The sequence below is a fragment of the Prevotella sp. khp1 genome (genome assembly GCF_900102205.1).
GTDB lineage: Bacteria > Bacteroidota > Bacteroidia > Bacteroidales > Bacteroidaceae > Prevotella > Prevotella ruminicola.
Window position 1 is genome coordinate 498936 of the sequence record NZ_FNJZ01000002.1, and the last position, 26251, is coordinate 525186.

At 48.0% G+C, this 26251-nt stretch carries 21 protein-coding genes; 6 read left to right on the plus strand and 15 right to left on the minus strand.

Annotated elements, in window-relative coordinates:
- Positions 1-79: 79 nt before the first annotated feature.
- From BLR73_RS07855 to BLR73_RS14605, 3 genes are all read right to left on the minus strand, one after another.
- Complete coding sequence (locus BLR73_RS07855) at positions 80-2110, minus strand: RagB/SusD family nutrient uptake outer membrane protein (protein ID WP_013063700.1); 2031 nt, start codon at positions 2108-2110, stop codon at positions 80-82.
- A 13-nt stretch (positions 2111-2123) separates the two neighbouring features.
- Positions 2124-5339 (minus strand): SusC/RagA family TonB-linked outer membrane protein, encoded by a 3216-nt coding sequence (locus BLR73_RS07860; protein ID WP_013063472.1) that lies wholly within the window; start codon positions 5337-5339, stop codon positions 2124-2126.
- Positions 5340-5549: 210 nt separating this feature from the next.
- Positions 5550-6716, minus strand: coding sequence for a glycoside hydrolase family 43 protein (locus tag BLR73_RS14605; protein WP_338063378.1), 1167 nt, complete (start codon positions 6714-6716; stop codon positions 5550-5552).
- Between the two features lie 1119 nt (positions 6717-7835).
- Between BLR73_RS14605 and BLR73_RS07870 the strand changes: the two genes are divergently transcribed.
- Positions 7836-10754: a two-component regulator propeller domain-containing protein gene (locus BLR73_RS07870; protein WP_091860869.1), complete on the plus strand. Its 2919-nt coding sequence runs from the start codon at positions 7836-7838 to the stop codon at positions 10752-10754.
- On the opposite strand, the gene BLR73_RS07875 is transcribed toward BLR73_RS07870, so the two are convergent.
- Both BLR73_RS07875 and BLR73_RS07880 read right to left on the minus strand, forming a co-directional pair.
- Entirely contained in the window at positions 10751-11341 is a 591-nt protein-coding gene (locus tag BLR73_RS07875) for a hypothetical protein (protein WP_091860872.1), read from the minus strand. The genes BLR73_RS07870 and BLR73_RS07875 overlap by 4 nt on opposite strands.
- A gap of 42 nt (positions 11342-11383) precedes the next feature.
- Positions 11384-11860, minus strand: coding sequence for an RNA polymerase sigma factor (locus BLR73_RS07880; RefSeq protein ID WP_013065549.1), 477 nt, complete (start codon positions 11858-11860; stop codon positions 11384-11386).
- Between the two features lie 213 nt (positions 11861-12073).
- On the opposite strand from BLR73_RS07880, the gene BLR73_RS07885 reads away from it, so the two are divergent.
- The 4 genes from BLR73_RS07885 to BLR73_RS07900 all read left to right on the plus strand — a co-directional run bounded on the left by BLR73_RS07885 (position 12074) and on the right by BLR73_RS07900 (position 16277).
- A complete protein-coding gene (locus tag BLR73_RS07885; protein WP_091860875.1) occupies positions 12074-12763 on the plus strand; it encodes a succinate dehydrogenase/fumarate reductase cytochrome b subunit in 690 nt (229 codons plus the stop codon).
- Positions 12764-12806: 43 nt separating this feature from the next.
- Entirely contained in the window at positions 12807-14786 is a 1980-nt protein-coding gene (locus tag BLR73_RS07890) for a fumarate reductase/succinate dehydrogenase flavoprotein subunit (protein ID WP_091860878.1), read from the plus strand.
- A 12-nt stretch (positions 14787-14798) separates the two neighbouring features.
- Positions 14799-15557, plus strand: a complete 759-nt coding sequence (locus BLR73_RS07895) for a succinate dehydrogenase/fumarate reductase iron-sulfur subunit (RefSeq protein WP_028906516.1) — start codon at positions 14799-14801, stop codon at positions 15555-15557.
- A gap of 84 nt (positions 15558-15641) precedes the next feature.
- Positions 15642-16277, plus strand: coding sequence for a cytidylate kinase-like family protein (locus BLR73_RS07900; protein WP_033150654.1), 636 nt, complete (start codon positions 15642-15644; stop codon positions 16275-16277).
- A gap of 78 nt (positions 16278-16355) precedes the next feature.
- On the opposite strand, the gene BLR73_RS07905 is transcribed toward BLR73_RS07900, so the two are convergent.
- The 10 genes from BLR73_RS07905 to BLR73_RS07945 all read right to left on the minus strand — a co-directional run bounded on the left by BLR73_RS07905 (position 16356) and on the right by BLR73_RS07945 (position 24655).
- Entirely contained in the window at positions 16356-16826 is a 471-nt protein-coding gene (locus BLR73_RS07905) for a cupin domain-containing protein (protein ID WP_013065190.1), read from the minus strand.
- 161 nt (positions 16827-16987) lie between these two features.
- Positions 16988-17413: an N-acetylmuramoyl-L-alanine amidase gene (locus tag BLR73_RS07910; RefSeq protein ID WP_091860881.1), complete on the minus strand. Its 426-nt coding sequence runs from the start codon at positions 17411-17413 to the stop codon at positions 16988-16990.
- Positions 17401-17505 (minus strand): smalltalk protein, encoded by a 105-nt coding sequence (locus tag BLR73_RS14765; protein WP_369821140.1) that lies wholly within the window; start codon positions 17503-17505, stop codon positions 17401-17403. The genes BLR73_RS07910 and BLR73_RS14765 overlap by 13 nt, the downstream gene beginning before the upstream one ends.
- 20 nt (positions 17506-17525) lie before the next feature.
- Positions 17526-18089, minus strand: coding sequence for an HU family DNA-binding protein (locus tag BLR73_RS07915; RefSeq protein WP_091860885.1), 564 nt, complete (start codon positions 18087-18089; stop codon positions 17526-17528).
- Positions 18090-18206: 117 nt separating this feature from the next.
- Positions 18207-18386: a helix-turn-helix domain-containing protein gene (locus tag BLR73_RS07920; protein ID WP_073044608.1), complete on the minus strand. Its 180-nt coding sequence runs from the start codon at positions 18384-18386 to the stop codon at positions 18207-18209.
- Positions 18387-18578: 192 nt separating this feature from the next.
- Positions 18579-19970, minus strand: coding sequence for a VapE domain-containing protein (locus BLR73_RS07925; RefSeq protein WP_091860890.1), 1392 nt, complete (start codon positions 19968-19970; stop codon positions 18579-18581).
- 144 nt (positions 19971-20114) lie between these two features.
- Positions 20115-20594, minus strand: a complete 480-nt coding sequence (locus BLR73_RS07930; protein WP_091860893.1) for a hypothetical protein — start codon at positions 20592-20594, stop codon at positions 20115-20117.
- Between the two features lie 398 nt (positions 20595-20992).
- Positions 20993-23488 carry a TonB-dependent receptor domain-containing protein gene (locus BLR73_RS07935; protein WP_233456382.1) on the minus strand — a complete coding sequence of 832 codons (2496 nt, stop codon included), beginning with the start codon at positions 23486-23488 and terminating at the stop codon, positions 20993-20995.
- Positions 23489-23535: 47 nt separating this feature from the next.
- On the minus strand, positions 23536-24153 hold the full coding sequence (locus tag BLR73_RS07940) for a DUF4974 domain-containing protein (RefSeq protein WP_091860896.1): 618 nt from the start codon (positions 24151-24153) through the stop codon (positions 23536-23538).
- A gap of 4 nt (positions 24154-24157) precedes the next feature.
- Positions 24158-24655 carry an RNA polymerase sigma factor gene (locus BLR73_RS07945; protein WP_091860900.1) on the minus strand — a complete coding sequence of 166 codons (498 nt, stop codon included), beginning with the start codon at positions 24653-24655 and terminating at the stop codon, positions 24158-24160.
- Between the two features lie 290 nt (positions 24656-24945).
- On the opposite strand from BLR73_RS07945, the gene BLR73_RS07950 reads away from it, so the two are divergent.
- The gene (locus tag BLR73_RS07950) at positions 24946-25848 is read left to right on the plus strand and encodes an Abi family protein (protein WP_091860903.1); all 903 of its coding nucleotides are present in this window, start codon (positions 24946-24948) and stop codon (positions 25846-25848) included.
- Positions 25849-26251 lie beyond the last annotated feature (403 nt).

The window sequence follows — 26251 nt, forward strand, 5'->3', positions numbered from 1 at the left end:
AAGGGGCAGCCCAATGTGTTATAGGCCGCCCCTCCACCTTAGAAATACTAACAAATTACCTTAATGTGTGAACAATCTTTTAATCTGCAGATTCTTCATCGGCAACAGCGTCCTCCCAGTTGGTAAACATGGGGATGTTCTCATTATAGCCGTCGTAGCCATAGTTCTGACGAAGTGTTCCCTTGTTGTTGGCGGTAATAGCCGAGTTAGGAACTGGCCAGAACAAGTTGTGCTTGTTAATCTTGTACTCGAAGGTCTGGTTACCCTGCTGACCCTTACCATAGTCATGGTTGAATACGTTGTAGTTAACACAGCGACGATACCAGTAGCTACCACCGTTCAGGTCGGTACCTTCCTGCTTATCCCAAGTATTCAGATCGTAGGTGTTGCCCCACTCATCGGGCTTGCCACTACGAGCCAGACACCAGCTTACACGTACCATCTCTGCCTGGCGGAACTCTTCGAGATAGAGCTCGCGTGCGCGCTCCGACATAATGTCGCCGATAGTAACTGTGGTGTACATCTTCTTGGCGTTGGCACGCTTACGAATGGCATTCACGTCTTCAGCAGCGCCTGAGGCGTTGCCCTGATAGAAACGAGCCTCTGCACGCAGCAGATAAGTCTCGGCCAGACGGAACAGGTACATATCGCCATTGGCACCCTTACCTGATGCACCCTGGAACTGGTTGGCACCAGTATTGTTTTCGTTTGGAGTATCAAGGATGTAGAGCTGATACAATGGAGTAGGATACCAGCTACGGATGGTGTCAGAGCAGAGGATATCGCCCTTGTGTACGAGAATCTTTGAGGGATCTGAAGGATCTGCATAGTCTTCGGTAGCATAAAGCTGATAGTTCTGGCCGTAACAGTCTGAACTCTTGTTGTTGTACTTAAAGTCTTCCATTTCCATCCAGTTACCTACCTTACGGTTGTGGCGCAGGTCCTGCCAGTCGGTCTCACCGTCGTAGTTCCAGATGGTCTTGTTGTAATAGTACGATGTACGGTTCACAGCAATACCACGTCCGGCAGCACGTACCCAGTCGAGAGTGTCGTTGTACTCCCAGTTGTTACGGGCAATGTTCTTACCAGGACCACCCAGTCCGTGAGGATCGCGGATGATACCATTACTCCAGTGAGCAAAGCAGGCACGCATCACATTATAGGTAGTGAAGTCTTGGTCGTTCGAGTTAGAGATCATCATGATGGTCTCCTTGTTGGCAGGATCAGCGATGTTGGGTGTGCGGTGCAAATCCCAAACCACGTTACGTGTTACCTTCCAAGTGTTCTCGGCGCCAGAGGGCTGCCATGTACCAAAGTTCTCGGTCATCAGCTTTAAACCGTGGTTGTTAATCAGGTCGGTAGCTACCGACTCGGCCTTGGCATACTCACCAACAGCGAGATAGCACTTTACAAGCAGGTGCATACATGCTTCCTGATTTACCTGTCCTACATAGGTCATTTTGGCCTGAGCGGGAACGTGCTGAACAGCGAACTCCAAATCGTGAACCAGCATCTTGAAGATAGCTTCCTTGCTGCTTGATGTATAGTTGCGCTTGGGCACACTAATCAGTTTCGTTATCAAAGGAATATCGCCAAACTGGAGTGCCAGGTTGTAGTAAGCGTAGGCACGATGGAAATATGCACGACCTTTATAGGCATCGCGAGTAGCATCATCAAGACCTTTCACCTGATCGATATAAGTCAGAATGGTATTGGCATATTTTACCATGCTGAATCCCTGATCCCAGAAGCGCTGCATGTAGTTGGCATCGCCACCACTTGCCATACCAGAGGTTGGTGTGAGCTTGGCGTCGAAGTTGTCCTGGAAGCCACCACCCATATCGGTCTTGGCGTACATGCCTACATCCGACATCAGGTAGTTGGTAAAGATACCAACGTTGTTCCAGTTACCGTCGATACGGTATGTCTTTAACTGTTTGTCGCACTGTGCCAAAGCAGCCTGCAGACCGGCTTCCGTGCTATAGGTAGTTGCTGGCTCATAGAATGACAGTGGATCCTGCTCAAGGAAGCCGTCCGAACATCCTACCATGGTTCCCGCAAGGGCTAACATGAGTCCTCCGCGGAGTATATTGTTCTTTTTGATTTTCATACGATTCTACATTTTAAAGTGTTACATTAAGACCGAATTGGAACTGACGGTTGGCAAAGCCTCCTGTTTCAGGATCGCCGTATTCCCAGCTGTCGATAGTGAATGCATTGTGGATACCGGCAGTTACATGTACACGCTGGATACCCCACTTGTTAGTGATGTCGCGTGGGATAGTGTAACCCAGTGTAATGTTGTCCACACGTACGAAGCTGCGGTTGTAGAGCTTATTAATACCTGTTACACCAGAAGGACCAACAGCGTTCAGACGAGCATACTCGTTGGTTGGGTTCTCAGGTGTCCAGTATTCCTTTTTGTAGGTATTACAGGTCTGAGTGAACATAGAACCTGAGTTATCGCCATTCAGCCAGTTACCGCTCAGGCTCTTGTGGCCCATGTAGCTGTACATTGAGAACGAGAAGGTGAAGTCCTTGTACTGGAAATCGTTACGCATGTTCCAGTAGATTGGTGGCTGGGTCGTACCCTGGTAAACACGGTCCTTGTCGTTGTAAACAGGTACGCGTGTACCGTCGGCCAGAATCTTATCGTCTTCGGTATAAACATTTACAACCTTTGGATCACCAGGTTTCTGGTTCACCAATGCAGCCTCCTCAGCCTCGTTGGCCTGCCAGATGCCGTCGGTCTTCCAGTACCAGATTTCGCCGATAGGCTTGCCAATGAACCAACCGTTGCTAGTATCGTCCATCTCCTTGCCATCCTCGTCGTACTCGTAGTACAGGTGCTTAATCTTATTCTTATTGTATGAGAATCCGAGAGAGGTGCCCCACTTGAAGTCCTTTGTTTCGATATTCTTGGTGTTCAGCGTAATTTCAAAACCGGTGTTGGTAACCTCACCAAGGTTGGTAGTGATGCTGCTGAAACCTGTGAAGTTTGGCAGGCGCTGTGACATAATCATATCGTGGGTCTTCTTGTGGTAGATATCAATGCTACCAGAGAGACGCTTGTTGAGAACGGCAAAGTCGATACCGAAGTTCCATGAAGAGGTCTTCTCCCATTCCAGGTTGGGGTTACCCAGACGGTCTACGCTCAAAGCATTGAGCACCTCCTGTGAGGTTGAACCGTACTTATAGTAAGCATAGAGACCACCGTTAGCCAAGTTAGAGAGAGCCAGATATGTATCGGCGAGTGAGCGGTTACCATTGGTACCATAACTCAAACGCAGCTTAGCCATATCGAGCCACTTCCAATCCTGAGCGAATTTTTCCTCAGAAAGAACCCAGCTGGCACCTAATGACCAGAAGTTGGCCCAAGGATTGTTCTGTCCGAATGCTGAATAACCGTCACGACGTACAGTAGCAGTCAGCATGTAGCGATCCATGAAACCATAGAATACACGACCCAGATAAGCGGCTGCTGTGTAGTGAGTGTCGTTGGTTGAGAATGAGCTCTGCTCCTTGTTGGCACCCGAGATATAGTGGAAACCAAGCACATCGGTAGGAGTGATGTTGCGTGCAGAGATATTGTCGCTCCAATAACGGTTCTCCTCAGCCTCCTGAGCCAGAGTTACTGTGACATGATGCAGATTAGCAAAGGTGCGATCCCATGTCAGCGTGTTGTTGAGGTTCCAGTTGAAGGTCTTCGATGAGTTGCGGTTTACGCCACGTGTAGCAGGGTCGCTGTTTGGCAGTTCTGCCGACATGTGATAACGATCGTAGAACCACTGGTAGCGTGGAGCAATGTTGAACTGGTAGGTAATGCCGAATGGCAGGGTTACCTTAGCGTTAAAGATGGTATTCAGTACGGTATAACCCTTCTCCAGGCCGATATACTGCTGCTGGAAGTGGTAGTTGTAACCACCGTTTGTAGGGTTACCTGTACGAGGATACTGGATTTCGTTACCATTCTCGTCATAACGTGAAGCGTAGGGCGACTCACGCAACTGGTTGTCGTCCCAGTAGTTGCTGCCCAGGGGAACCGCCTGAGACTCATCGCTACGATCCTGGAAGTTTACGTTAGCACCAACTTCGAGCCAATCTGTAATTTTGGCGTTCAGTTTCATGTTAGCGCGATAAGCATGGTAGTCATCGCCCTGAATGGCGCCCTGATTCTTCAGATAACCAAATCCTAAATAGTAGTTTACACGATCGGTAGCACCTGAAATGCTGGCGTTGTAATCCTGGTTGAAACCGGTACGGAAGGTAGCATCCTCCCAGTTGTATGTCTTACCTGCCAGGAAGTTCTCCATTACGAGGGCTGCGTCAGCGTCAAAGCCCATACGACGTGCATAGAGGCTCAGCATCGACTCGCCTGCCTGCAATGTCTTAGGACCATTGCTGGCCCACTGGTCCTGCGAAATACCATATTGACTGATATTGTTGAAGTTATCATAGTAACCAGTAGGAATACCGCTGTCTTTGCCATAGTAGCCCCATGTGCCATCCTCACGATAGCCGTAGGTCTGTGCCTTATACCAGTCCTCGCGGTAGGTCATATATTCACTGGCGCTGAATACATCGCGATAAGCTGCCTTTGAGTTGGCTGCCAGGTTCATGCTTACATTAATAATAGGTTTACCCTGCTTACCCTTCTTGGTAGAGATGATGATAACACCACTTGCGGCTTTTGCACCATAGATGGCTGCCGATGAGGCATCCTTCAGAACGTCGATTTGCTCAATGTCGTCGGGGTTAATCTCAGAGAGCTCACCTGCGAACTGCATACCATCGAGAATAATCAGTGGAGAGTTGTGCGAACCTGATGTGTAAAGAGAGTTCTGTCCACGGAGCTGGATGCTGGCGCCTGAACCCTTGGCTGATGAATCGAAACCAATCTGTAAGCCAGGTGTGCCACGAAGCAGATCCTGTACGCTACCAGGGTTCTGGTCTGCAATCTTACTGGGGTCGATCTGTACTACCGAACCAGTCAGGTCCTTCTTACGCATAGTACCATAACCTACAACAACTACTTCCTGAAGTGTTTCTGCGTCTTCTTCGATTGTAATGTTAAGAGTCTGCCCGTTTTTATAGGCAATCTCCTTAGTTTTAAAACCAATGTATGATACCACGAGTGTACCATTGGTTGGAGCAGCTTTCAAGTCAAAGTTACCTTCAAAATCGGTAACAGTGCCCACATTGGCTGCATTTTTTACTTTTACGGTAGCACCGATAACAGGTTCACCGTTTTTGTCTGTAACCTGGCCCTTTACCACTCCGCTTTGCTGAGTAGACTGTACTGCCAGTTCTGCCATTGTCGGCAATGGGAACGAGATCATTCCGGCTGCCAACGCCATCACGAAGCATAGCTTCTTGGATGGAAGAGTTAATTTAGCATACTTCATTTGTTACTGTTTTAAGTTTTATTATAATTGTTAATAATTGAATAGTTCTTCCTTCTCTGGGATAGGTTCGAATTTTCGGGTGCAAAGATACGAAGGTTGATATAAATCAAGGGTTAAAATGCGTGAATTTAGGGGAACAAATCGTTAATTTTCCCCTAATTCACTAAGATTCCACGCATCACGCCACCTGATAACGGGTTTTCCGTTCTCAAATTCGATAGGCAACCAGATGTAACGGGCATCACTTGGATGCTTGGGTCGCCAGATGTCGGCCATAAAGATAAAACCTTTGCCGTAGGGCAGGATATAGGTCGACTGTCCTTCGAAGGTGATTTCGGCCTTCGGGCCTACACAAGGTGTGGGATGCTGAGTCCAAGGTCCCCAGATGCTGGGTGCCGAGAACATTCGTGCCTCGTTAGGAGCCCAACCGGTGCAACCCGAGGTAATCATCCAGTATGTACCATCCTTCTTGAAGATGGCAGGTGCCTCGTTCTGGCCGCCAGGAGCTACGCGGGTATATTTGCCAGAGTGGTGCAGGTAGTCGCCTGTCAGTTCGGCAATGTGCAGCGTCAGGTTATCCTCCGATGAGAAGATGTGATAGGCTTTGCCATCATCATCTACATAAAGTGTCATATCGCGAGCCATCTGACCCGTACCGAAGTCGCGTTTCAGGAACAGGCCCTGCTTGATAGCCTCCATCCAGGTGGGTGTCCACCATTTCTTGAAATTGTCGGCATTCAGGGTGTCGAGTGTAGCCAACTCCTGCTGTCCGAACTCTACAGGGTAGGTGTCTGCGTTGGCGCGCTGCGAGTACAGAAACTTATAAGGTCCTTCTGGTTTGTCGCTTACAGCCACACCGTAGCGGGCAGCGCTGTAGCCCTTGCCTTTCAGCTCCAGGTGGAACCACATGCAGAATTTCTTGGTTACCTTATTATATATAACCTTGGGGCGCTCCAGCACACAACCGCGGGTAATATCGCTGCGGCGGTCGTCGCTCACGTAGAGGGCAACGCCACGGTTCTGCCAGTTCATCAGGTCTTTCGATGAGTAGCACTGCACACCAATCATAGCCGATGAGGTGGTGTCGCACTTGTTCTCGCCAAACCAGTAGTAGGTGTCGCCATACTTCATGATACCACCGCCATGGGCGTTGATATGGCGGCCGCTGGCATCGGGCCAGATCTCACCCGAGCGAATCATCTTGGCTTTCTTCTGCTGGTTGTTCCAGTAGTTTTCGATACGCTTGGCCTCGGCCTTGGTGATATGAATCACGCTACCGTGCTTGGGCGATGAGAAGTTGGCTGCCTTCATTACACCCTCGTTAAAACGGCCCAGAGGCTTGAAGGTCTTGAAGTCGCTGGTCTCTACAAATCCGAAGTTATGAGGGTTCACGCTGTAGATATCGTACATCACTACCCATTTCTTCTGTCCGATGCGCTTCCATACGTTTGGCGCCTCGCAACCACGGTTCTCGCCGTCGATCTGCTCGGCGTGATAATCGTTGAAATGGTTAATTTTGTCGCTAATCATGTACTTGATGCCGCCAGGATTCTCCTGGGCCACATAGCTCATAAAGTAGCGACCGTCGGGCATGGGACAGATATCGGCATCCAGAACTTGAATCTTATCGTCGGGATACTCAAACAGCAGCTGGGGCTCGGTCTCAAGTGTTGTAAACTCCTCGTTGGCGTAACTATAGTATAGTTTCGTGCGCCCGCCCGCGTGTTGTCTGATGGTAAAATAAACCATGGGCTTGCCTACGGCTGGATCCCAGATGGTCTGGGGTGCCCAGGCACAACCAATCTTACCGAACTTCTCGGGGAACAGTTTATCTATACGTGCCTCGTGGTGGGTCCAGTGTATCAGGTCGTCGCTGGCCATCAGCACCAGTCCGCGGTTGTTACCCCAGCCAAACTCGTCGGGGCGTTCCCACTGGGTGGCGCGCAATCCCATCTCCTTGCCAAACACATGCAGGTCGGTCATGGCAATGTAGAATTTGCCGTTAGGAGCACGGTAGATATGAGGGTCGCGTATGCCTCGCTGGTCGGCGATAGAGTCGCCGGCAATAATGGGCTCGCCATTGTTAACAGCCGTAAACGTGTAGCCATCGTAGCTGATGGCCATAAACAGCGAGTGGGTTGGATCGTTGAAATACGTAAACAGATAGGCACCCATATCCTTTTCGGTGAGCGCTTTCTTGGCTTTGGCATCGGTCTGAGCCACAAAGGCCAGCAATAGTGATGCAATGAACAGTACTTTCTTCATTTTCTTACAAGTTAGTGTTTGGTTTTGCAGGTGCAAAGGTACGACAATTGATTTATATCAACGTCCCAACATCGTTATTTAGGGGGAACAAATTGTTATTTTTGCGATTTTCTTTGATGATTCACAAAAGTTTCGTATCTTTGCAACCGTAATTGCAACTAACTAATGAGGCGTGTATTATCCCTACTGATAACTGTTTTTGTGCTTGGACAGATGTCCATGGCATGCCCTGTGTCGCTCAGAATTATGTCGCAGACACCTGTTCAGGGCATCGAGGAGGCACGAAAACTCATGTTCGACCACTATGGCATGATGTGGGTAGGTACCGATCAGGGCTTGCGCTCGTTCGATGGCTACAGCTTCAAAACCTACCGCAACAACGCTTATACCCCTGGCATCCTGCCTAATAACTATGTACGTTCGATGACCGAAGACCAGCACGATGGTCTTTGGATAGGTACCCGCGATGGTCTGGCTCGTTTCGACCGTCGTCGTGGTTCTTTTAAAACGTACCATCTGCGTGGCGATCAGGCCCGATTGATTAATACCCTTTATACTGATAAAAGCGGTACGGTGTGGGCTGGAACCAATGCTGGCGTGTCGCGATACAATGCAAAAACCGACGATTTCATCGATATAAACCTCTCGGCTGGCGTGATTTCGTTTGCCGAAGATGCCCGTGGTAATCTGTATATAGGTACGTGGGAGGGCGGTTTGCTGCGCCTGAACAAGAAAAACGGTAAAATGGTGAGCTATCCACCGTTAAGTACGCGTAATACCGCTCAGACCATGTTGATGGACAGTCGCGGTCGCTTGTGGATTGGTACCTGGGAGCATGGTATTGTGCGCCTGGACCATCCCGAAAACGAGACGGCGCCAGGCATGCATAAGATGAACGAGGGTAGGGCCGATTTCCGTACGTTTCACCGACTGGTTGAAGATTCTGTCAGCCATGCTGTGTGGGGTTGCTGTATTGAGGGACTGACCCGAGTTGATATGGATAACGAGGCCGAGGTTGAGAACTATCCGATACTCACTTTCTGCTACGATATGGTGACAGATGGCATGGGCAATCTGTGGGCACTTACCCGTAACAACGGTATCGTGCACCTGAGCACCAAACCATCGCCTTTCCACTTCTATCATCTGGATCCTGCAGGATTGGAGCTGCCTGTAAATCGCATTCAAAAGGTGTTTACTACCGATGGTAACCGTTTCTGGTTAGGTTTGCAGCCTTACGGACTGGCCCTTTACGATCGCCAGGCCGGTCAGGTGCTGTACAATAACCACATTCCCGGATTGGAGAACGAAACAGGTCAGCAGGGCATCTACGTACAAACTATCTCTGATATGATCGAGCGTCCCGATGGCAGTATCTGGCTGGCCAGTTCGCGAGGGGTTGTGATTTGGAAAGAGGGCGAACCGGCACGCCTGTTAGTGCGTAGTAACTCACCGTTTATTGGTGATAGCGAAGTAAATGCTTTTCATGCATTAACCGATGGCGCTGTGCTGGTGGGTCAGAATAATGGTCTTGGTATTGCGTTTGGTGAGAATAAGGGACGTTTGCTGAAGATGACCGAGCGTAAGCGAGACTTTAGTAATTGTCATGTTTTATCCATATCCGAAGATCATCATCATCGCTTGTGGATAGCTACCGAGGGACAGGGTATTATCCGCATCACCGGAAGGCTCGACGATCCTAAGTCTTTTACCTATCATCAATACGCTCCTGTTGCCAACAATTATCCTATTGATGAGGCTACGGCTGTGTACGAGGATGCCAACTATCAGTTGTGGGCCATTTCTAATAGTGGAGATTTCTTTAAATATAACGATGAAACCGATAAATTTGAGCCTGTAAACCACCGTTATTACATTGGCATGGGTAGCATCTACTCTATCCAGGGTGACAGCAACGGTCGTATTTGGCTTTCAACCGATAAAGGTTTGGTGCGCTTTGCGCCATCGGATAAGCAGGGGACAACCACGTACTATAACATGGAGGATGGTATCGAGACCATCAGCTTCTCGTCGAACGGTGCTTTCAGCTATGGTAAGGAACTCTTTTACGGCAGTGCCAAGGGCTTCTTCTCGTTCGATGCTGCCGAGATAGAACGCTGGCAGCAGGGGGCCTCGCCATCGTTGGTGGTTACCGAACTGATGATTGACGATAGACCTTACCTTTGGCAGGACTCTCTGCACCGTCAAAGGATATCGGCCGATCAGCCCTTCTTTACGCAAAAAATCACCATTCCATCGGATGCTCGTAAGTTCTCGGTAGAGTTTTCCTTGCTCACTTATCAGAATCAGGAACAGTGCCGATATGCCTATTACTTAGAGGGTTACGACAACGATTGGCACGATACCGATGCCCAGAACCGTGTGGCTACCTACCAGAACCTGCCCTCGGGAACCTACCATCTGAAGTTGCGTGCCGTAGATAGTTACGGTCGACTGGTTGAAATGCCTTACGCTATTGTGGTGCGTGTGCTGCCGCCATGGTATCGCACTTGGTGGGCTTATCTCATTTACGTGGTGTTGCTACTGGCCGCTGCCTATGGCGTAAAAGAGTGGTATAAAGCCCGTGTAAACCGTCGTGCCCGTCTGCAGCAGCGTGTGAGCGAACTGTTGCACTACCGCGAGATGATGGTGATGAAGCAGTTTATCAATAAGCCTGGCGGCAAGGCCGAGCGCGAGGGTGCCCGTAAGGTGCTCGAAGTTGAGGAGCAGCAACACTCATCGCCCGACGAGCTGTTCCTGCAGAAAGCTATCGAGTGTGTGAAACAGCATATTGATGATGCCGACTACGATCGTGAGCAGTTTGCCAGCGATATGTGTGTGTCGTCATCTACCCTCTATAACAAGCTGCGTGCCCTGACAGGCGAGAATGTTACCGCCTTTATCAACAGCATCCGACTGAAAGAGGCCTGTCGCATTCTCCGTCAGAAGCCGAACATTAAAATGACCGAACTCTCCATGGCCGTTGGTTTCAATACCCCTAAGTATTTTACCAAGTGCTTCAAGAAAGAGTTCGGTGTGCTGCCTAGCGAATATTTGTCGCAGGACTCAGATCAATTATCTTAGTTTTCGGCAGTGATATCCTCTATTTGATCGAGGATTTCCTGATACTGGCGTTGGGTCTTGATGTGGAGTGAGAATCCCCAGATAGCTCCAATAACGCCACCGATGCATCCTGCCCAGAAGAGCCCGTTGAAAAAGGCATTCGGATGAAGCAGATATGACTCGTACATAAACCAACCAAGGAAAACAACAGCAAGAGGAATGCCGATGAGGAGCCAGTTGGCATCGAACTTCTTGGCGCTGGCCATACGGCGCTGGACATCCACGAGATTGTTGGTCATCAGGTTCGAATCGCTCAGTTTCCTGCTGTTATAGAAGGTGCCTCCGAAGCAAACCAGCATGGTGATGCAGGTGAAAATCCAGAAAGGAATGGAGAAACTGTTTAGCATTACAAATGCCCAGTAGCTATAGGGAATCATCAGCAAGCAGACGGCCATGATGAAATAATATCTGCGACTGATGTTGCTGGCGGTTTTGTTCATCGACTGGCGGATAAAGCGGTCGCTCAAAATAGTCTGCTTATCCAGCTTATTCTTCAGCGTGTTCATCTGCTCACGCATATTCTCTAAATCAAAATTCTCGTTTGTCATAATTTGGTAAATGTTTAATCTTTAATGTTTCATGTTTAATGTTTAATCCTTGATGCTTTTCAGCTGTTCGCGGATTCTAAACAGACGTACGCTGACGTTTTTAGTAGTGATGCCTACAATCTGTCCGATCTCCTCGTAGCTGAGGTTTTCGAGCCAGAGCAGGACGATCGCGCGATCGAATGGCTGGAGCTTGGAGATACGCTTGTGGAGCATGTCCACTTGCTTAGTGTCCTCGTCGCGGTCTTCAAACAGGTTGATGTCCATGGTTAGGCGTTCGGTGGCCTGGCGGCGCTTCTTTCTGTCAAGCGAGATACAGGTGTTCAGCGCCACGCGGTAAATCCACGTCTTGATGTCACTGCGATGCTCAAAGCTCTCGAAACCTTTCCATAGATTCACTAGTACCTCCTGGAACAGGTCGTTCACCTCGTCGGCATCTTGCGAGAACATGTAGCACACGGTGTAGATGGTGCTTTTGTGTTCTGCTGCGGTTTGCGCAAACTGCTTTTCTAATGCGTTCATTGTCTCATCTGTTTTTTATAACTTTTACCCTTTAGACGTGGCAAAGATACTAAAAACTACACGAAAAACGCACAAATTACAAAAAATACGTATTTTTTCGCGAAAACACTTGTATATATCGCTATTTTTGACTATCTTTGTCCCCTAATCACGAGAGCACGTACTAACAAGTAAGTATATAACATTCAATAATTCATTAAAACTCAACAACTTATGTGGTTATTCAATTCATCAATTGGTAGAAAAGTTGTAATGTCCGTTACGGGTATTGCGCTTATTCTGTTCCTCACCTTCCACGGTTGCATGAACATGGTAGCGCTATTCTCGGAAGAGGGTTACAACATGATTTGCGAATTCCTGGGTGCCAACTGGTATGCTGTTGTAGCAACCATGGGTCTGGCTGCCTTGGCAGTGCTTCACATTGTGTACGCATTCATCCTGACTGCGCAGAACCGTACCGCTCGCGGCGAGAGCCGCTACGAGGTAGCTACCGAGGTTAAGGCCGGCAAAGTAGAGTGGGCTTCAAAGAACATGCTCGTTCTGGGTCTCATCATCTGCATTGGCTTGCTCATCCACCTCTGGAACTTCTGGTACAACATGATGTTTGCCGAGCTCGTTGGCGCTATGCCTGCCATCAGCCCAACAGATGGTTTCGGTTGGATTAAGGAGACATTCTCAAATCCTGTATTCGTAGTTATCTACATCGTATGGCTTGCAGCTATCTGGTTCCACCTCTCACACGGTTTCTGGAGTGCTATGCAGACTCTGGGTGTTAGCGGTAAGATCTGGCTCAAGCGCTGGATGTGCATTGGCAACATTTACGTTACCGTGCTCATGCTTATGTTCCTGGTAGTAGTTCTGGCTTTCGCATTTGGTTGCGCTCCCAGCCTTGGCTGCTGCTAATTTAATTTTTTAATCTTTTAATTTTTAAACTTTACGAAAGATTATGGCAAAAGTAATTGATTCAAAGATTCCCGCAGGACCAGTGCCTGAGAAATGGAAGGAATATAAGGCTCACCAGCGTTTGGTTAACCCAAAGAATAAGCTGAAGCTCGATGTTATCGTAGTAGGTACCGGTTTGGCTGGTGCTTCTGCAGCTGCTTCACTTGGCGAGATGGGCTTCAACGTTATCAACCTGTGTATCCAGGATTCTCCACGTCGTGCTCACTCTATCGCTGCTCAGGGTGGTATCAACGCCGCTAAGTGCTACCAGAACGATGGTGACTCTATCTACCGTTTGTTCTATGATACAGTAAAGGGTGGCGACTATCGTGCCCGCGAGGCTAACGTATATCGTCTGGCCGAGGTTTCTAACAATATTATCGACCAGTGTGTAGCTCAGGGTGTACCTTTCGCTCGTGAGTACGGTGGTATGCTGGCTAACCGTTCGTTCGGTGGTGCTCAGGTAAGCCGTACATTCTACGCTAAGGGTCAGACCGGTCAGCAGCTGCTGCTTGGTGCTTACAGCTCACTGAGCTGCCAGGTTAACGCTGGTAAGGTTAAGCTCTACACCCGTTACGAGATGGAGGATGTAGTTATTGTTGATGGCCGCGCTCGCGGTATCATCGCCAAGAACCTGGTTACTGGTAAGCTGGAGCGTTTCTCAGCTAATGCTGTAGTTATCGCTACTGGTGGTTACGGTAACACTTACTTCCTCTCAACCAATGCTATGGGATGTAACTGTACCGCTGCTGTTCAGTGCTACCGCAAGGGTGCTTACTTTGCAAACCCATCATACGTTCAGATTCACCCAACATGTATCCCCGTTCACGGCGACAAACAGTCAAAGCTTACTCTGATGTCAGAGTCGCTGCGTAACGATGGTCGTATCTGGGTTCCAAAGAAGCTCGAGGATGCTAAGGCACTTCAGGCAGGAACCAAGCAGGGTTGGGAGATTCCTGAGGAGGATCGCGACTACTATCTGGAGCGCCGTTATCCTGCATTCGGTAACCTCGTACCACGCGACGTTGCCAGCCGTGCAGCTAAGGAGCGTTGCGATAAGGGCTTCGGCGTGAACAACACCGGTCTGGCTGTGTTCCTCGATTTCTCTGAGTCTATCAACCGTCTGGGTCTTGATGTTATCATGCAGCGTTATGGTAACCTGTTCGAGATGTACGAGGAGATTACCGACGTATTCCCTGGCGATGTAGCTAACGAGATCAACGGCGTTAAGTACTACAAGCCAATGATGATTTATCCTGCTATCCACTACACCATGGGTGGTATCTGGGTTGACTACGAGCTGCAGACCTCTATTCCTGGTTTGTTCGCTATTGGTGAGTGTAACTTCTCTGACCACGGTGCTAACCGTCTGGGTGCTTCAGCTCTGATGCAGGGTCTGGCCGATGGTTACTTCGTTCTGCCTTACACTATCCAGAACTATCTGGCCGATCAGTCTATCTGGGGTAAGATCTCTACCGATCGTCCTGAGTTCGAAGAGGCTGAGAAGGCTGTTAATGCCGAGATCGACCGCCTGATGAACATCAAGGGTAAGCGCAGTGTTGATTCTATCCACAAGGAGCTGGGTCACATCATGTGGGAGTATGTAGGTATGGGTCGCACCGCTGAGGGCCTGAAGGAAGGTCTGAAGAAGATGCACGAGCTCGAGAAGGAGTTCGACTCTAACCTGTTCGTTCCTGGAACCAAGGAGGGCTTGAACATCGAGCTCGACAAGGCTATCCACCTGCGCGACTTCTTCACCATGGGTCAGCTTGTAGCTTTCGACGCTCTCTCTCGTAACGAGTCTTGCGGTGGTCACTTCCGCGAGGAGTATCAGACCGAGGAAGGCGAGGCTAAGCGCGACGATGAGAACTACTTCTATGTAGGCTGCTGGGAGTACAAAGGCAAGGGCAACGAGCCTGAGCTCATTAAGGAGCCACTGGAGTACGAGGCAATCAAGGTACAGACACGTAACTATAAGAACTAAGAAGGATTAATTATGGCAAGAAATATTTCATTCACAATCAAGTTCTGGCGCCAGAACGGCCCCAAGGACCAGGGACATTTCGACACCCACGAGATGCACGATATTCCCGATGATACCTCGTTCCTCGAGATGCTCGACATCCTGAACGAGGAGCTCATCAACGAAGGCAAGGAGCCCTTCGTATTCGATCACGACTGCCGCGAGGGTATCTGCGGTATGTGCTCGCTCTACATCAACGGTACACCTCACGGTCTTACCGAGCGTGGTGCTACTACCTGTCAGCTCTACATGCGCCGTTTCAACGATGGCGACGTCATTACCGTAGAGCCTTGGCGCTCAGCTGCCTTCCCCGTAATTAAGGACTGTATGGTTGATCGTAACGCCTTCGATAAGATTATCCAGGCTGGCGGTTACACCACTATCCGTACCGGTCAGGCTCAGGATGCCAACGCTATCCTGATTCCTAAGGAGGATGCTGATGAGGCTATGGACTGCGCATCTTGCATTGGCTGTGGCGCTTGCGTAGCAGCTTGTAAGAATGGTTCTGCCATGCTGTTCGTATCATCTAAGGTATCTCAGCTTGCTCTGCTCCCACAGGGTCGTGTAGAGGCTGCTCGTCGTGTTAAGAACATGATTGCCAAGATGGACGAGCTTGGTTTCGGTAACTGTACTAACACCCGCGCTTGCGAGGCTGTTTGTCCTAAGAACGAGACCATCGCTAACATCGCTCGCCTCAACCGCGAGATGATCAAGGCTAAGATGGCCGATTAATAACTCTTTATAGGTAGTGGGGACTACAATGATGTCCCCATTACCTCTTTTTATTATTATGGAATAACTAAAAACCTAGGTATAATGAAAAAAAACGAAAGATTTGTCATCACCATTAATCGTGAGTTGGGTAGTGGTGGTCGTACCGTCGGTCGTGTTTTAGCCGAGAAACTGGGCGTGCCCTATTACGACAAGATGCTTTCTAAGGCTTTGGAAGAGAAGTTCGACCTTTCACATCGTCAGATTGAGGAACTGAAAGGCAAGAACCGTAGCTGGTGGGAAGAGATTAAGCGTGTGTTGGTTCTGGGAGAAGGAGCAGCCAATTCTTCTGAGTATTACGACGAGGATAATAACAGGTATGTGACCTCCGAGGCTGTCCTGAAGGCAGAAAGAGAAATCTTGCAAAACATTGCCAGCGAGGAGTCGTGTGTCATCGCCGGTCGTTCGGCCTTCTTTGCTATGAACGAGAATCCCAACCATCTGAGCGTTCTCATTCAGGCTTCTATGGATCATCGTCTTAAGCGCGTGATGGCTAAGCAGGGACTTACCGAGAAAGAGGCCAAGAAAGTTATTAAGATGGTGGATGAAACTCGCGAGGAGTATATGAAGAACAATGCCCATACTTCGCGTTACGACACCCGTAACTACGATCTGGTTATCAGAATGGATGGTAAAACCGAGGAAGAGGCAGCCAATGTGATATTAGCATATATTGGCTGATATATCCTTATTTAAGGAAAAAAAGAGCGCCGCAGTTTTTGTTATGTGGCGCTCTTTTTTTTGTGCTGTGGGGTAGGGCTACTCCAATGGGATATCGGGGTGCTGTACGGCCAGCGGCAGGTCTTTCTGCGACAGATAGAACATATACAGAATCACCGGCTTGGTGCCGCGGTTTTCGCCATGGTGTATGGTGCCTACCATCTCAACCACGGCCTCGCCCTCGTGTACCACCTTGGTCTTGCCATCCTGTCCGATAATAGTCAATTCGCCCTGCGTCAGTACACCGTAGTTCATAGCTACGTGGTGGTGCCATCCCAACTTCTGTCCTGGGGGGAACACGTACTTTACGGCCACCAGTTCGGGGCGCCCCTGGAAATAGTCGGGCAGCTCTACACCATCCCAACTCTGACTTGTACGAATCAGCTCTACGCTCTCTACCTTGGCCGCTGCTCCGTTATCGGCGTGCGAATTAAGGCAAGCGGTAAAAGTAGTAGCTGTAGCCAACATGGCTGTTGCCACGATAGCATGCATAAATACCTTTGTGTTCATGATAAATAATGTTGTTAATAGATTATACTTATTGTTCTACTTATAGATATGATGTCGCAAATGTACAAATAATTCTTCATCACGCAGCCAAACTGTTACCTAAATATTGTTAATAGAGATCATAAAGCACGGACTCTAGAATAGAATCCGTGCCTAAAAACTCATTTGGGCTGCAAGTCGGCATACTCTTTGGCTACGTTATCAATGCATGGGCAAGCCTTCTGTGGGTTCAGATTGTGATGACCTACGATCGATGCACGCGGATAGCGGCGGTGAAGTATTTCCAGCAGTTTGCGTAACGACGCCTTCTGAGCAGCTGTGCGGGTATCAGCGGGTTGTCCGCGGGCATTCAGTCCTCCTTCGTAGCAAACGCCAATGGAGTACTTGTTATGGTTCACGCAGTGAGCACCTATCATCCATTCCGGTCGTCCAGCCTCAATCTCTCCGTTACGACGGATCACGTAGTGATAGCCTACACCAAACTTAAAGCCTCTATCACGATGCCAGGTATCTATCTGGGCCACCGATGATGTCTGGTCTGGTTCCACTGCCGAACAATGAATCACTATCAGGGTTATCGTCCGCATGACTGTACTGCAATAGTTCCCAGAACTGTTGTAATCACTGTTGCTACAAAGCGCAATACCTTAGCTACTCTATTCCAATTTACTCTTACCATAGGCTTTTATTTTTAAAGGATTAGTCACCAATTGGTTCGTTGCTCGAGTGGCCGCCACTGTTACCACCGCCGGTGTTACCGCCAGTACCTGGGTTATCATTACCACCAGTCGAAGGCTGATCGGTTGGCGAATCAGGATCCTCGATATTGCCAGGATCGGTACTGGTAACACGCTTTACGATCTTACCCTCACGGTCGTAACAGGTAATGTTGATGGCCGTATCCTTCAGCTCATCCTTGATCTCAACCGATGGTGAGAAAATCACACGTCGGGTGGTAATCAGTCCCGTACTTACCTTGTTCACGTCATCCACCGTGGTGGCTCTCACACCGAATCGCATACGTCCCAGACCAGGGATGGCGATGGAATGTCCCTCGGTGGCCCAAACCTTTACCACCTGTCCGATGGCATCCCATGCCGCACTCAGGGCACCCTCGGCGATTCCACTACGAACAGAGGCCTCGCTAATCACCTTCTGTGCCGACAACGTGTTGTAGATCTCGGCCTGCATCATAAAGCGATACTTGCCTGCATCCTTGCCTACCTTGAGCTCGCGCTCTACTGCTTTTACTTTAATTGCCATAAGCTACATAAAACATTAAAAATTAAACATTAAAAATTGTCTGATTGACGATGGCAAAGATACCACATTTCTGAGGGACGTTTTGGGATTCTTGGTGATTCGTAGCGATTCTTTTGCTTATTTGTCGATATCAAAAGTATCTACGATATATTTCACTACATTTGGCGGCAGGGCGCCCTTTCCGGTTGGCATACCGATGGAATGTAGGTAGTCCAGGTGTGGTCCCATCCAGTTCTTGAGTGTCTGAGTCGTTACACCGGCATGCTCAGCCAGCTGTTTTCTTGTCATTGTTTTCATAAGCTTTCTATTTTGTTTTTTTGAAAAGTACCTAATGTTTTTTTGCACGCTAACTACTTTGCATTTGAAAAGTAACTAGAGAAAAAATAATGTTTAATGTTTAATTTTTAATGTATGACACATTTGACAGATTAATTTGTAAAAGTTACGTGCGTACCGTGTAGGCATGTGCGCGGTACGCACGAGGATTTCCTAAAACAATGTGTCAAATGCGTCAAATATGGCTTTGTTGTCTATCACTGATACCTCATCCTCGGGCTTGGCTTCACTGGCCATCAGACTCTTGTTCAGATCCATGTCAGCCCCCTTATAAGCCACCACGTTATAGCCACGCTGACCACGCGAGCGCACACTTACAAAGCCCATGGCCTTCATGGCACGCCCCAGTTTGTTGGGCGTCAAGCGGTTTATCAACAAACCGCCAATGGTCTGCATAATCTCCGTGGAACTCACAAATTCGCATGCCTCACCCTTTGCAGGTACACGGTAGAACTTGGCTACCAGGTCTTGTTCGGGCTTGGGTACCTCGAACCGCTGGTTATGAAGCTGCACGATATCCGTTTCCTTGCCTTCGAACCAGTAGTGGAACCCCTGCAGATACAGAGCATAGGCCTGGGCAAAGATCTCTTCGTGATGGGTACAATACTCGTAAGGCGACCGGATGCTCTCCACCTCGAACGGTAACCAGCGGCGTGTGCCGGTGTCGTCGTCGATAAACTGCAGGTTGTTACTGGTACCACAGTAACTGGCTATGTGGATACGTCGCTGCGAATTATGCGCATACGGCTTGCGGGCGTCGGTGGCCTTGGTGGTCACGGCCCATTTCAACCTACTCATCGCTGCAGGTTTCAAATCATCTATCTCATCCAGACAAATCAGTCCGAACTGCGACAGACTCAAAATCTCGTCCTTATCCATCTTTCCGAAAGTGCTAGTGGATTGGAAATAGGCATTCAGCTGGGGTGGCAGCAGATGTTCGAACCAGCGGGTTTTAAAAATACCCTGTTCGCCTATCAGCACCAGTATCTCCTCGTTCACCACTTTATCCTCCAGCCACCCCGCCACCATGCCTACCAGCCATTTGCGCAAACAGGCATAAAACAGCAGTTGCTCGTCGGGGCCACCCTTTACGTTTACGTCCATCGCCAACGAGAGGATGGGGTTGGTGGTCTTGTCCCATGGTGGCAAGCGGTTCAAGTACTCTCTGAGCGGATTATACAGCGGTACAAAATCAGAGTCGATAACCTGCCATATTTTCTTGGCATTCACATCCTTTTGTTTCGACAGCATACTGCACAGCGAGTTCACCAACCTGTCCTCTACCTCGTACCACCTATCGGGCGATCGCCATTCGTCCAGCGGTGTTTTGCCCGTGGGGTATTTAATCCCCATGGCTGCGCACTCGCTTATTTCTGGTACGCGGAACTCGTCCTTACCCGTTATCACATTATGCCGCAGGTAGAGCGTGCTCATCAGGAATTTTTGGATATCCTCCTCGGTGGCACGTACTTCGCGCCAATTCTTCTTGTGCTGAGTTTCCCCTTGCGCTGAGTGGGGGTTATGGTCTTTGGTTTCTTCCTCCATAATAGTTATGTTATAGGTAAAACGTAATATTTAATCGGTGGCAAAGATAATTAAAAAGCTAATACCAACTACCTACTGGGGTACCTCCGGAGGTAGTAAAAAAATGTCCTGATGCTTGTTTGCACCAGGACTTATTGCTATCGTTTATAACTTTTTTAGTTTTTCGTTGAATTCGAGTGATTGGTGTTGGGATAGTGCGGTATTATAATCGCTATGCATATTATTACGATGCCAAAGCTTCTCAAAAGTTTTCCATTTATCCTTGATACCAAGTCGCTCGGCCATTTCGTAAGCCAGCAAAGCCGACAAGGTACGCGACAGTTTGGGTTGATAGTTTTCATCTACCCATCCTTTGTCCATCGCACTTTTCCACAGCAGCATCGCCTCCTTGGTAGCAAGGCAATCAGGTAATTTAGTTGTATTCTGATTGATGTGGTTATCCTGTGGTGGTTTCTGTAGTTTTGCCGAATCGAATACCTGCGTATCGATATGATTGACGTACTGCGCCCCAGGGGCGATATAGTTTAAAGTAATGTGACTGCTATTCTTTTCTCCGTCTGCCTGATGCAGTCTCTCAAGCAGACGGTTTATTAATCTAAGTATTTTTACTTCACTTAAATCCATGCCATTAATTTTCTTGTTCTACAATGCTAAAAGAAAGAAACGGATAACGTGGACTTTTATATGTACAACATTATTCCTTAAGGCTCGTTACACCTGTTCGCGAATGCCATACACTAAAGCCCACGCCTCCGTATAGGATGCGTGAGCCAGCAGACATTCTTTCCCGCGATTTTTATAACGATTTTAAAGGAATGGCAAGAAAGCTGTCATAACTCATCGGGTGCAAAGGTACTCTAAATCTTTTAAACCCCCAAATGTTTATTTAATTTTTTATGTACTCATATCTTATTTCTGTTTTAAAGGGTTAGACATGTTATTTTATCATCTTAAATCGTGCAAATTCTTCGATGAGGGCAGTGTCAGCACGAAGGCTAACGACTGCCCCAACGAGAGAGAACTTATAGTCTGTTCTTTACATCGTTACCGGCACCTTGTCCGCGATACTTGCTCTTGGCGGGATTGAAGTTGTAGCGCACAGTGAGTTCGAGGTTGCGGGTGTCGAGGCGCTTGTCAAGATAGATTTCGCGAATGTCACTGTAGATGGTTGCTTTCTGGCGGATGCTGCCGAAGAGGTCGGTACAGGCCAGTTTGACGGTAAGACGGTCGTTCCAGAAGGCTTTGTAGAGGCTGATGTCGAACTGCCACGACTGGGCGAGGTGGATGTTCTCGGCATCGCCAGCCGAACGCCACGAGAAATCGGCATTGAGCCATGAGTCGAAGGGCAGGTTGATGGCATTATTGAAGCGAATGATAGTCATTGGGCTATTCATCTTCTTGGTCTCGCCACGGTATTGCACTTCAAGGTTCTGCATCTGTGTGGCCATCATCAACTGCGGATGATACTTGCCGAAAGTGGGTGCAACCGATACCATCAGGGAAAGATTGTCATAGTCACGGGCATTGTCCTTACGTAGCAGGGCGATGGTCGGGTCGTCCTTGTAGGATGAATAGGAGGTGATGATGTAGTCGTGGACGCGGGCATAGTCAATCATTCCCGTCAGCCACTTGTAGTTGAGTGCCAGCGAGAGGTTGTCGCGGTACGACGGTTTCAAGTAGGGGTTACCGCTCTCGTAGGTGTAGCGGTTGATGTACTTGACATTGCCGCTGAGTTGGCTAAATGCCGGGCGATTGATGTTACGCGAATACGAGAGTCGGGCACGCACGTTCTTCAGGGGATACATCAGCATCAACGAGGGGAAGAGGTCGCTGTAGGTACGGCTCTCGTCGCCCATCTTCACGCCGCCCTCGTAGTAACGGCTGTCGAGGTATTCGTAGCGCAGTCCGGCAATGAGCGTCAGTTTGTTCAGGCGCTGCATCAGTTGGACGAAGGCCGCCGTACTGTTTTCCTTAATCTTCGTGTCGCTTGCATCGATGATGTTTTCCACGTTGCCGAACACGTCGGTACGATGGACGTAACTGCCCTCGACACCTATCTCCAGATTGCCCTTCCAGAGCGGATGACCAGCCACGAATTTGGCGGCATAGAGGCAGTTCTTCACGTCGTTGTGGGTGGTCACGGTGCGGTCGTCGCCCTGCGTGGCATCCTCAAATGTTTGGCTGTCGGAGTTCTGTTTCTGCAACAGCACGTCGGCATTGGCATCGAGCGACCATTTACCTGTCTGCCCAGCATAGTAGCCACTGATGATGTGCTGGATGTCGTCGCCGTCCAACTTACCACGTCCTGTAATCTGGTCGTCGTTCTGCTTGTCTATGAGCATGGTCGTGAAGTAGTCACTCGTCTGACTGTTGGGGCGCGAGGTCACGGTATAGGTCATGCCGATGGAATGTTTGTCGTTCAGCATGTAGTTGAATCCGAGTTTCCCGGCCAGCATCTGATTCTTGTTGTAGTAGTGCATCAGGCTGTTCTGCTGATAGTGGCTCTGCAGGTAGGTGTCCTGTCGGCTGTCGTTGGTCTGACGGCTACGGTGGCTCTCGTATTCGGCCATACCGAAGATGTCAAGTCCGCCCGTGCGGTAGTTCAGGTTCACTTCCTCCAATCCATAGACGTAGTGGTTCACGCCCGCTACCGTGCGACTGTTGAAACTGAAACCCTCGCCGACGGGACGAATGGTCTTGATGTGGATGACGGCCTTGACGGTGGCATCGTATTTGGCTCCTGGAGTCATCACTACCTCCACGTCCTTGATTTGATCGCTGCTCAATTGGTCAAGTTCGCTCTGGTTGTGCATCTGCCTGCCGTTGATGTAGATGAGCGGAGTGCCACGGCCTATGACCTCAATGCTGTTGCCATTGCGAATTACACCAGGGATATGGGCAAGGACGTCATTACTTGTACCCATCTTCGAGAGGTAGGTCCCCTCTATAGTTGTCAGCAAGGCATCATCCTTGATTCTTACCAACGGACGGGAACCTTTTACTTCCACACCGTTCAACTTGTAACTGTCAGGCTGCATCCGTATTGTTCCGAGGTCTGAGTTACTACATAGTTTGTATATAGTCTTGTAGCCCACGTATGAGATACGGACAAGAACGGTAGGCTGCTCGTAGGGGATGACAAAAACGCCCGCCTCGTTACTTACACCTCCACCGATAACTGAGGAATCGGATGGATGAAGCAGGGAAACATTGGCATAAGGAACGGGCTGGCGGTTTTCGTCGATGATTGTTCCTGAAAGATGACGTTCTGTCTTGTGTACACATTCAACATAGATTTCGTACTCTCCACGTTTTACAACTCGTATTGGATAGAAACCAACAATCTGCATAACGGCGTCTATAAAAGACTTATGCTTAATATGTGTACTAACGCGAAAGTCTTCAAGTTCATTATACAGAAAGTTAATATTATAGTCACGCGACAGTTGGTTCAAGTCGCATAAGACCTCCGACATGGATACATTATCGTAGTTACGATTGATATGCTGTCCATACATATTAGTATAACAACATATTGCTATGATAATAAAAAAGAATTGTTTCATCATTTTACAATCAGTTTGTTGTTTTCGACAGTTGTATTGACATGCTCGAACATGTTTAACTTCTCGATAACTTCTTGCAAATTATCGTCCTGTTTCCATACAAAATAGAAACGGAGCTGTTTTGCTTCTTCATTCTGAAGCTCTACATCCAGATGATGATAGTATGCGATCTCTTTGATGATGCTATCCAATGGTACATTCTCAAAAACAACGGCTTGCATTGTAATAGTTGAGTCGTTTTTATTATCATCTGCAGGATGAGCAGCAGTAGGCTTGGCTTGTAAAGGCTGCTCTGTTGGCACGGGTTGGAATTTAGGAACAATCATAAAACGCAACACATGAATAGCAGCAAAGGTGATGCCAGAAAGCATCAGTACGCCAATAAATATTGCTGCCACACGGAGCCAGTTTCGCCTAGAAGATAATGTAAGTTTCTTCCATTCGACATCGATGGTTTTGTCGTCGATTTCCTTTTGGGAATCGAATGCACTTTTGGTCTTAGCCATCAGGGTATAGATTTCACGGCATTCTTCGTCGGACAGTATTTCCTGCCATTCTTCGGCCGTGTAGAGCTGGGGTTGCTCCATCATCTGGAACAAAAGTTCGTTCTTGTTCATCTTACTAATTTCTTTTTAGGTGTTCACGTAATTGTAGAAGTGCACTGCGCAGATGCTTGTAGATGGTGGTTTCGCTAACACCGAGACGATGGGCTATCTCACGGAAAGTGAGTCCATCGCGGAAGTGTAACTCTATTATTTCACGACAGATAGGCGGCATTAACTGACTGATGCCTACTGACAGGGCTTTCAGTTCCTCGTTGCCCCCATCTGGTGGAATGATAGTGGTGTCCTGATCAAGGAGATAGAGTCGTTGAACTCGCTCCTGAATCTTCCTGTTTCGTATCACATTCAAACATCGGTTACGTACACTGATGAGTAGGAACGCTGCTGCCGTTTGTTCGTGCAACTCAATAGTTGGCGATGCAAGTAGCTGGGCAAAGACATCGTGCACTATGTCCTTGCTCTCAGCATCATCGTGCAAAAGTATGGTGGCCAGCCGATACATCTGCCGGTAATGCTGTTTGAACAGCGTTTCAAGATTCTTTTCTCTTGTTGTCATACACCTATAATACACACGAGAAACGATTTACTAAACCCCAAATGGCAACTTTTTTAATATTCAAGAAAAATAATATGTAAAGTTAAGAACTTTTTGATTACCATATAAAATTATATTATATAATTTATGCTTTCTTATCATTTTCAGAGAACTACCAGGAACTAATAAATTATAAAAAAAACGAAAAAAGTTTGGTGGTTCCAAAATATTGACGTACCTTTGCACCACCAGAACCCGCCAAGCCTCTCAACGATGCTCAAATGTGCGGGTCGTTTTATGTTTATAAACTTATGACTAATAAAATTCCATTTCCTAAAACCTACAACAATTCGCAAGATCTTGTAAATTTGCTGCAATCAAGAGGACTCACCATAAATGATGTGTCTCGTGCAGAGCGTTATATAGACTTTATTGGCTATTATCGTTTGTCGGCTTATATGTATCCTCTTTTGCAGATGCCAAAAGAGCTTCATCGCTACAAAAACGGAGCATCTTTTGATCAAGTCTTGACCCTCTATCGCTTTGACAAGAAATTAAGACTTCTTATTTTCAACGAAATAGAGAAAATAGAAGTTGCCATTCGCAGTGCCATTGTAAACGTCGGTTGTGAATTGACCGGAAGTCCCTTTTGGATGACCGATTGTACGCATTTTATTGACCAGAAAAAGTATACACATACGACAACACTGATTGATGCGGAGATACGTCATTCTCGTGAGGACTTTATTGCTCACTTCCGACAAACATATACCAACCCTTATCCTCCAGCATGGATTCTTGCAGAAGTATTACCTTTTGGAGTTATTACCAATATATATAACAACATAAGGACAGCTCGTATCAAAAAACGGATAGCCCAGAAATTCGGATTACAAATTGCTCCTTTCGAATCGTGGCTTACCATTATTACACTAACACGTAATTCGTGTTGCCATCACGCTCGTGTGTGGAACAAACAGAACACTATACGTCCCATGATTCCTAACCATGTGAGCGGTGCATGGCTGACTTTGACTACGGATCCATTGCGTATCTACTTTGATCTATGCATCATCAAATATTTCCTGAATGTAATTTCTCCACAAAATGATATGCGTGATAAATTGCAGAAATTGCTTGCAGACTATCCAAGCATTGATATTGCTGCCATGGGGTTCCCAAGAGATTGGGAACTGGAGCCTTTATGGCAATGATACTTAATTGTATAACGTTACTTGATGATGGGTTGTTTGCCGAAGTAGCCTGACAGTAGTAATACTAATGCTGTGCAGGCAAGATTGCCATACTCTATTCTTGAAATCGGTACAAAGTCACCACAAATTTTTATAATTGTGGCATTTTTGTACAAAAATCTTTGTTTTGGTGGTGATTTTTAGAGCTTTATCCTACCTGCGAGGTATCAAAGGAACTAAAGAAAGTGGCGCTATTTATTCGTTTCGAACGTGATATCCTTGCGATATTCCACAAGTTCACCTTCGCCCTCGCAACGCTCGGCTATGCCGCTTTGCTTGCAAAGAACTCACGCAGCATCTGAAGGTCAATACTATTATTGCTGAATTTCTGTTCCATAAGTCAGTCGTTGTTACTTCCAGCTGC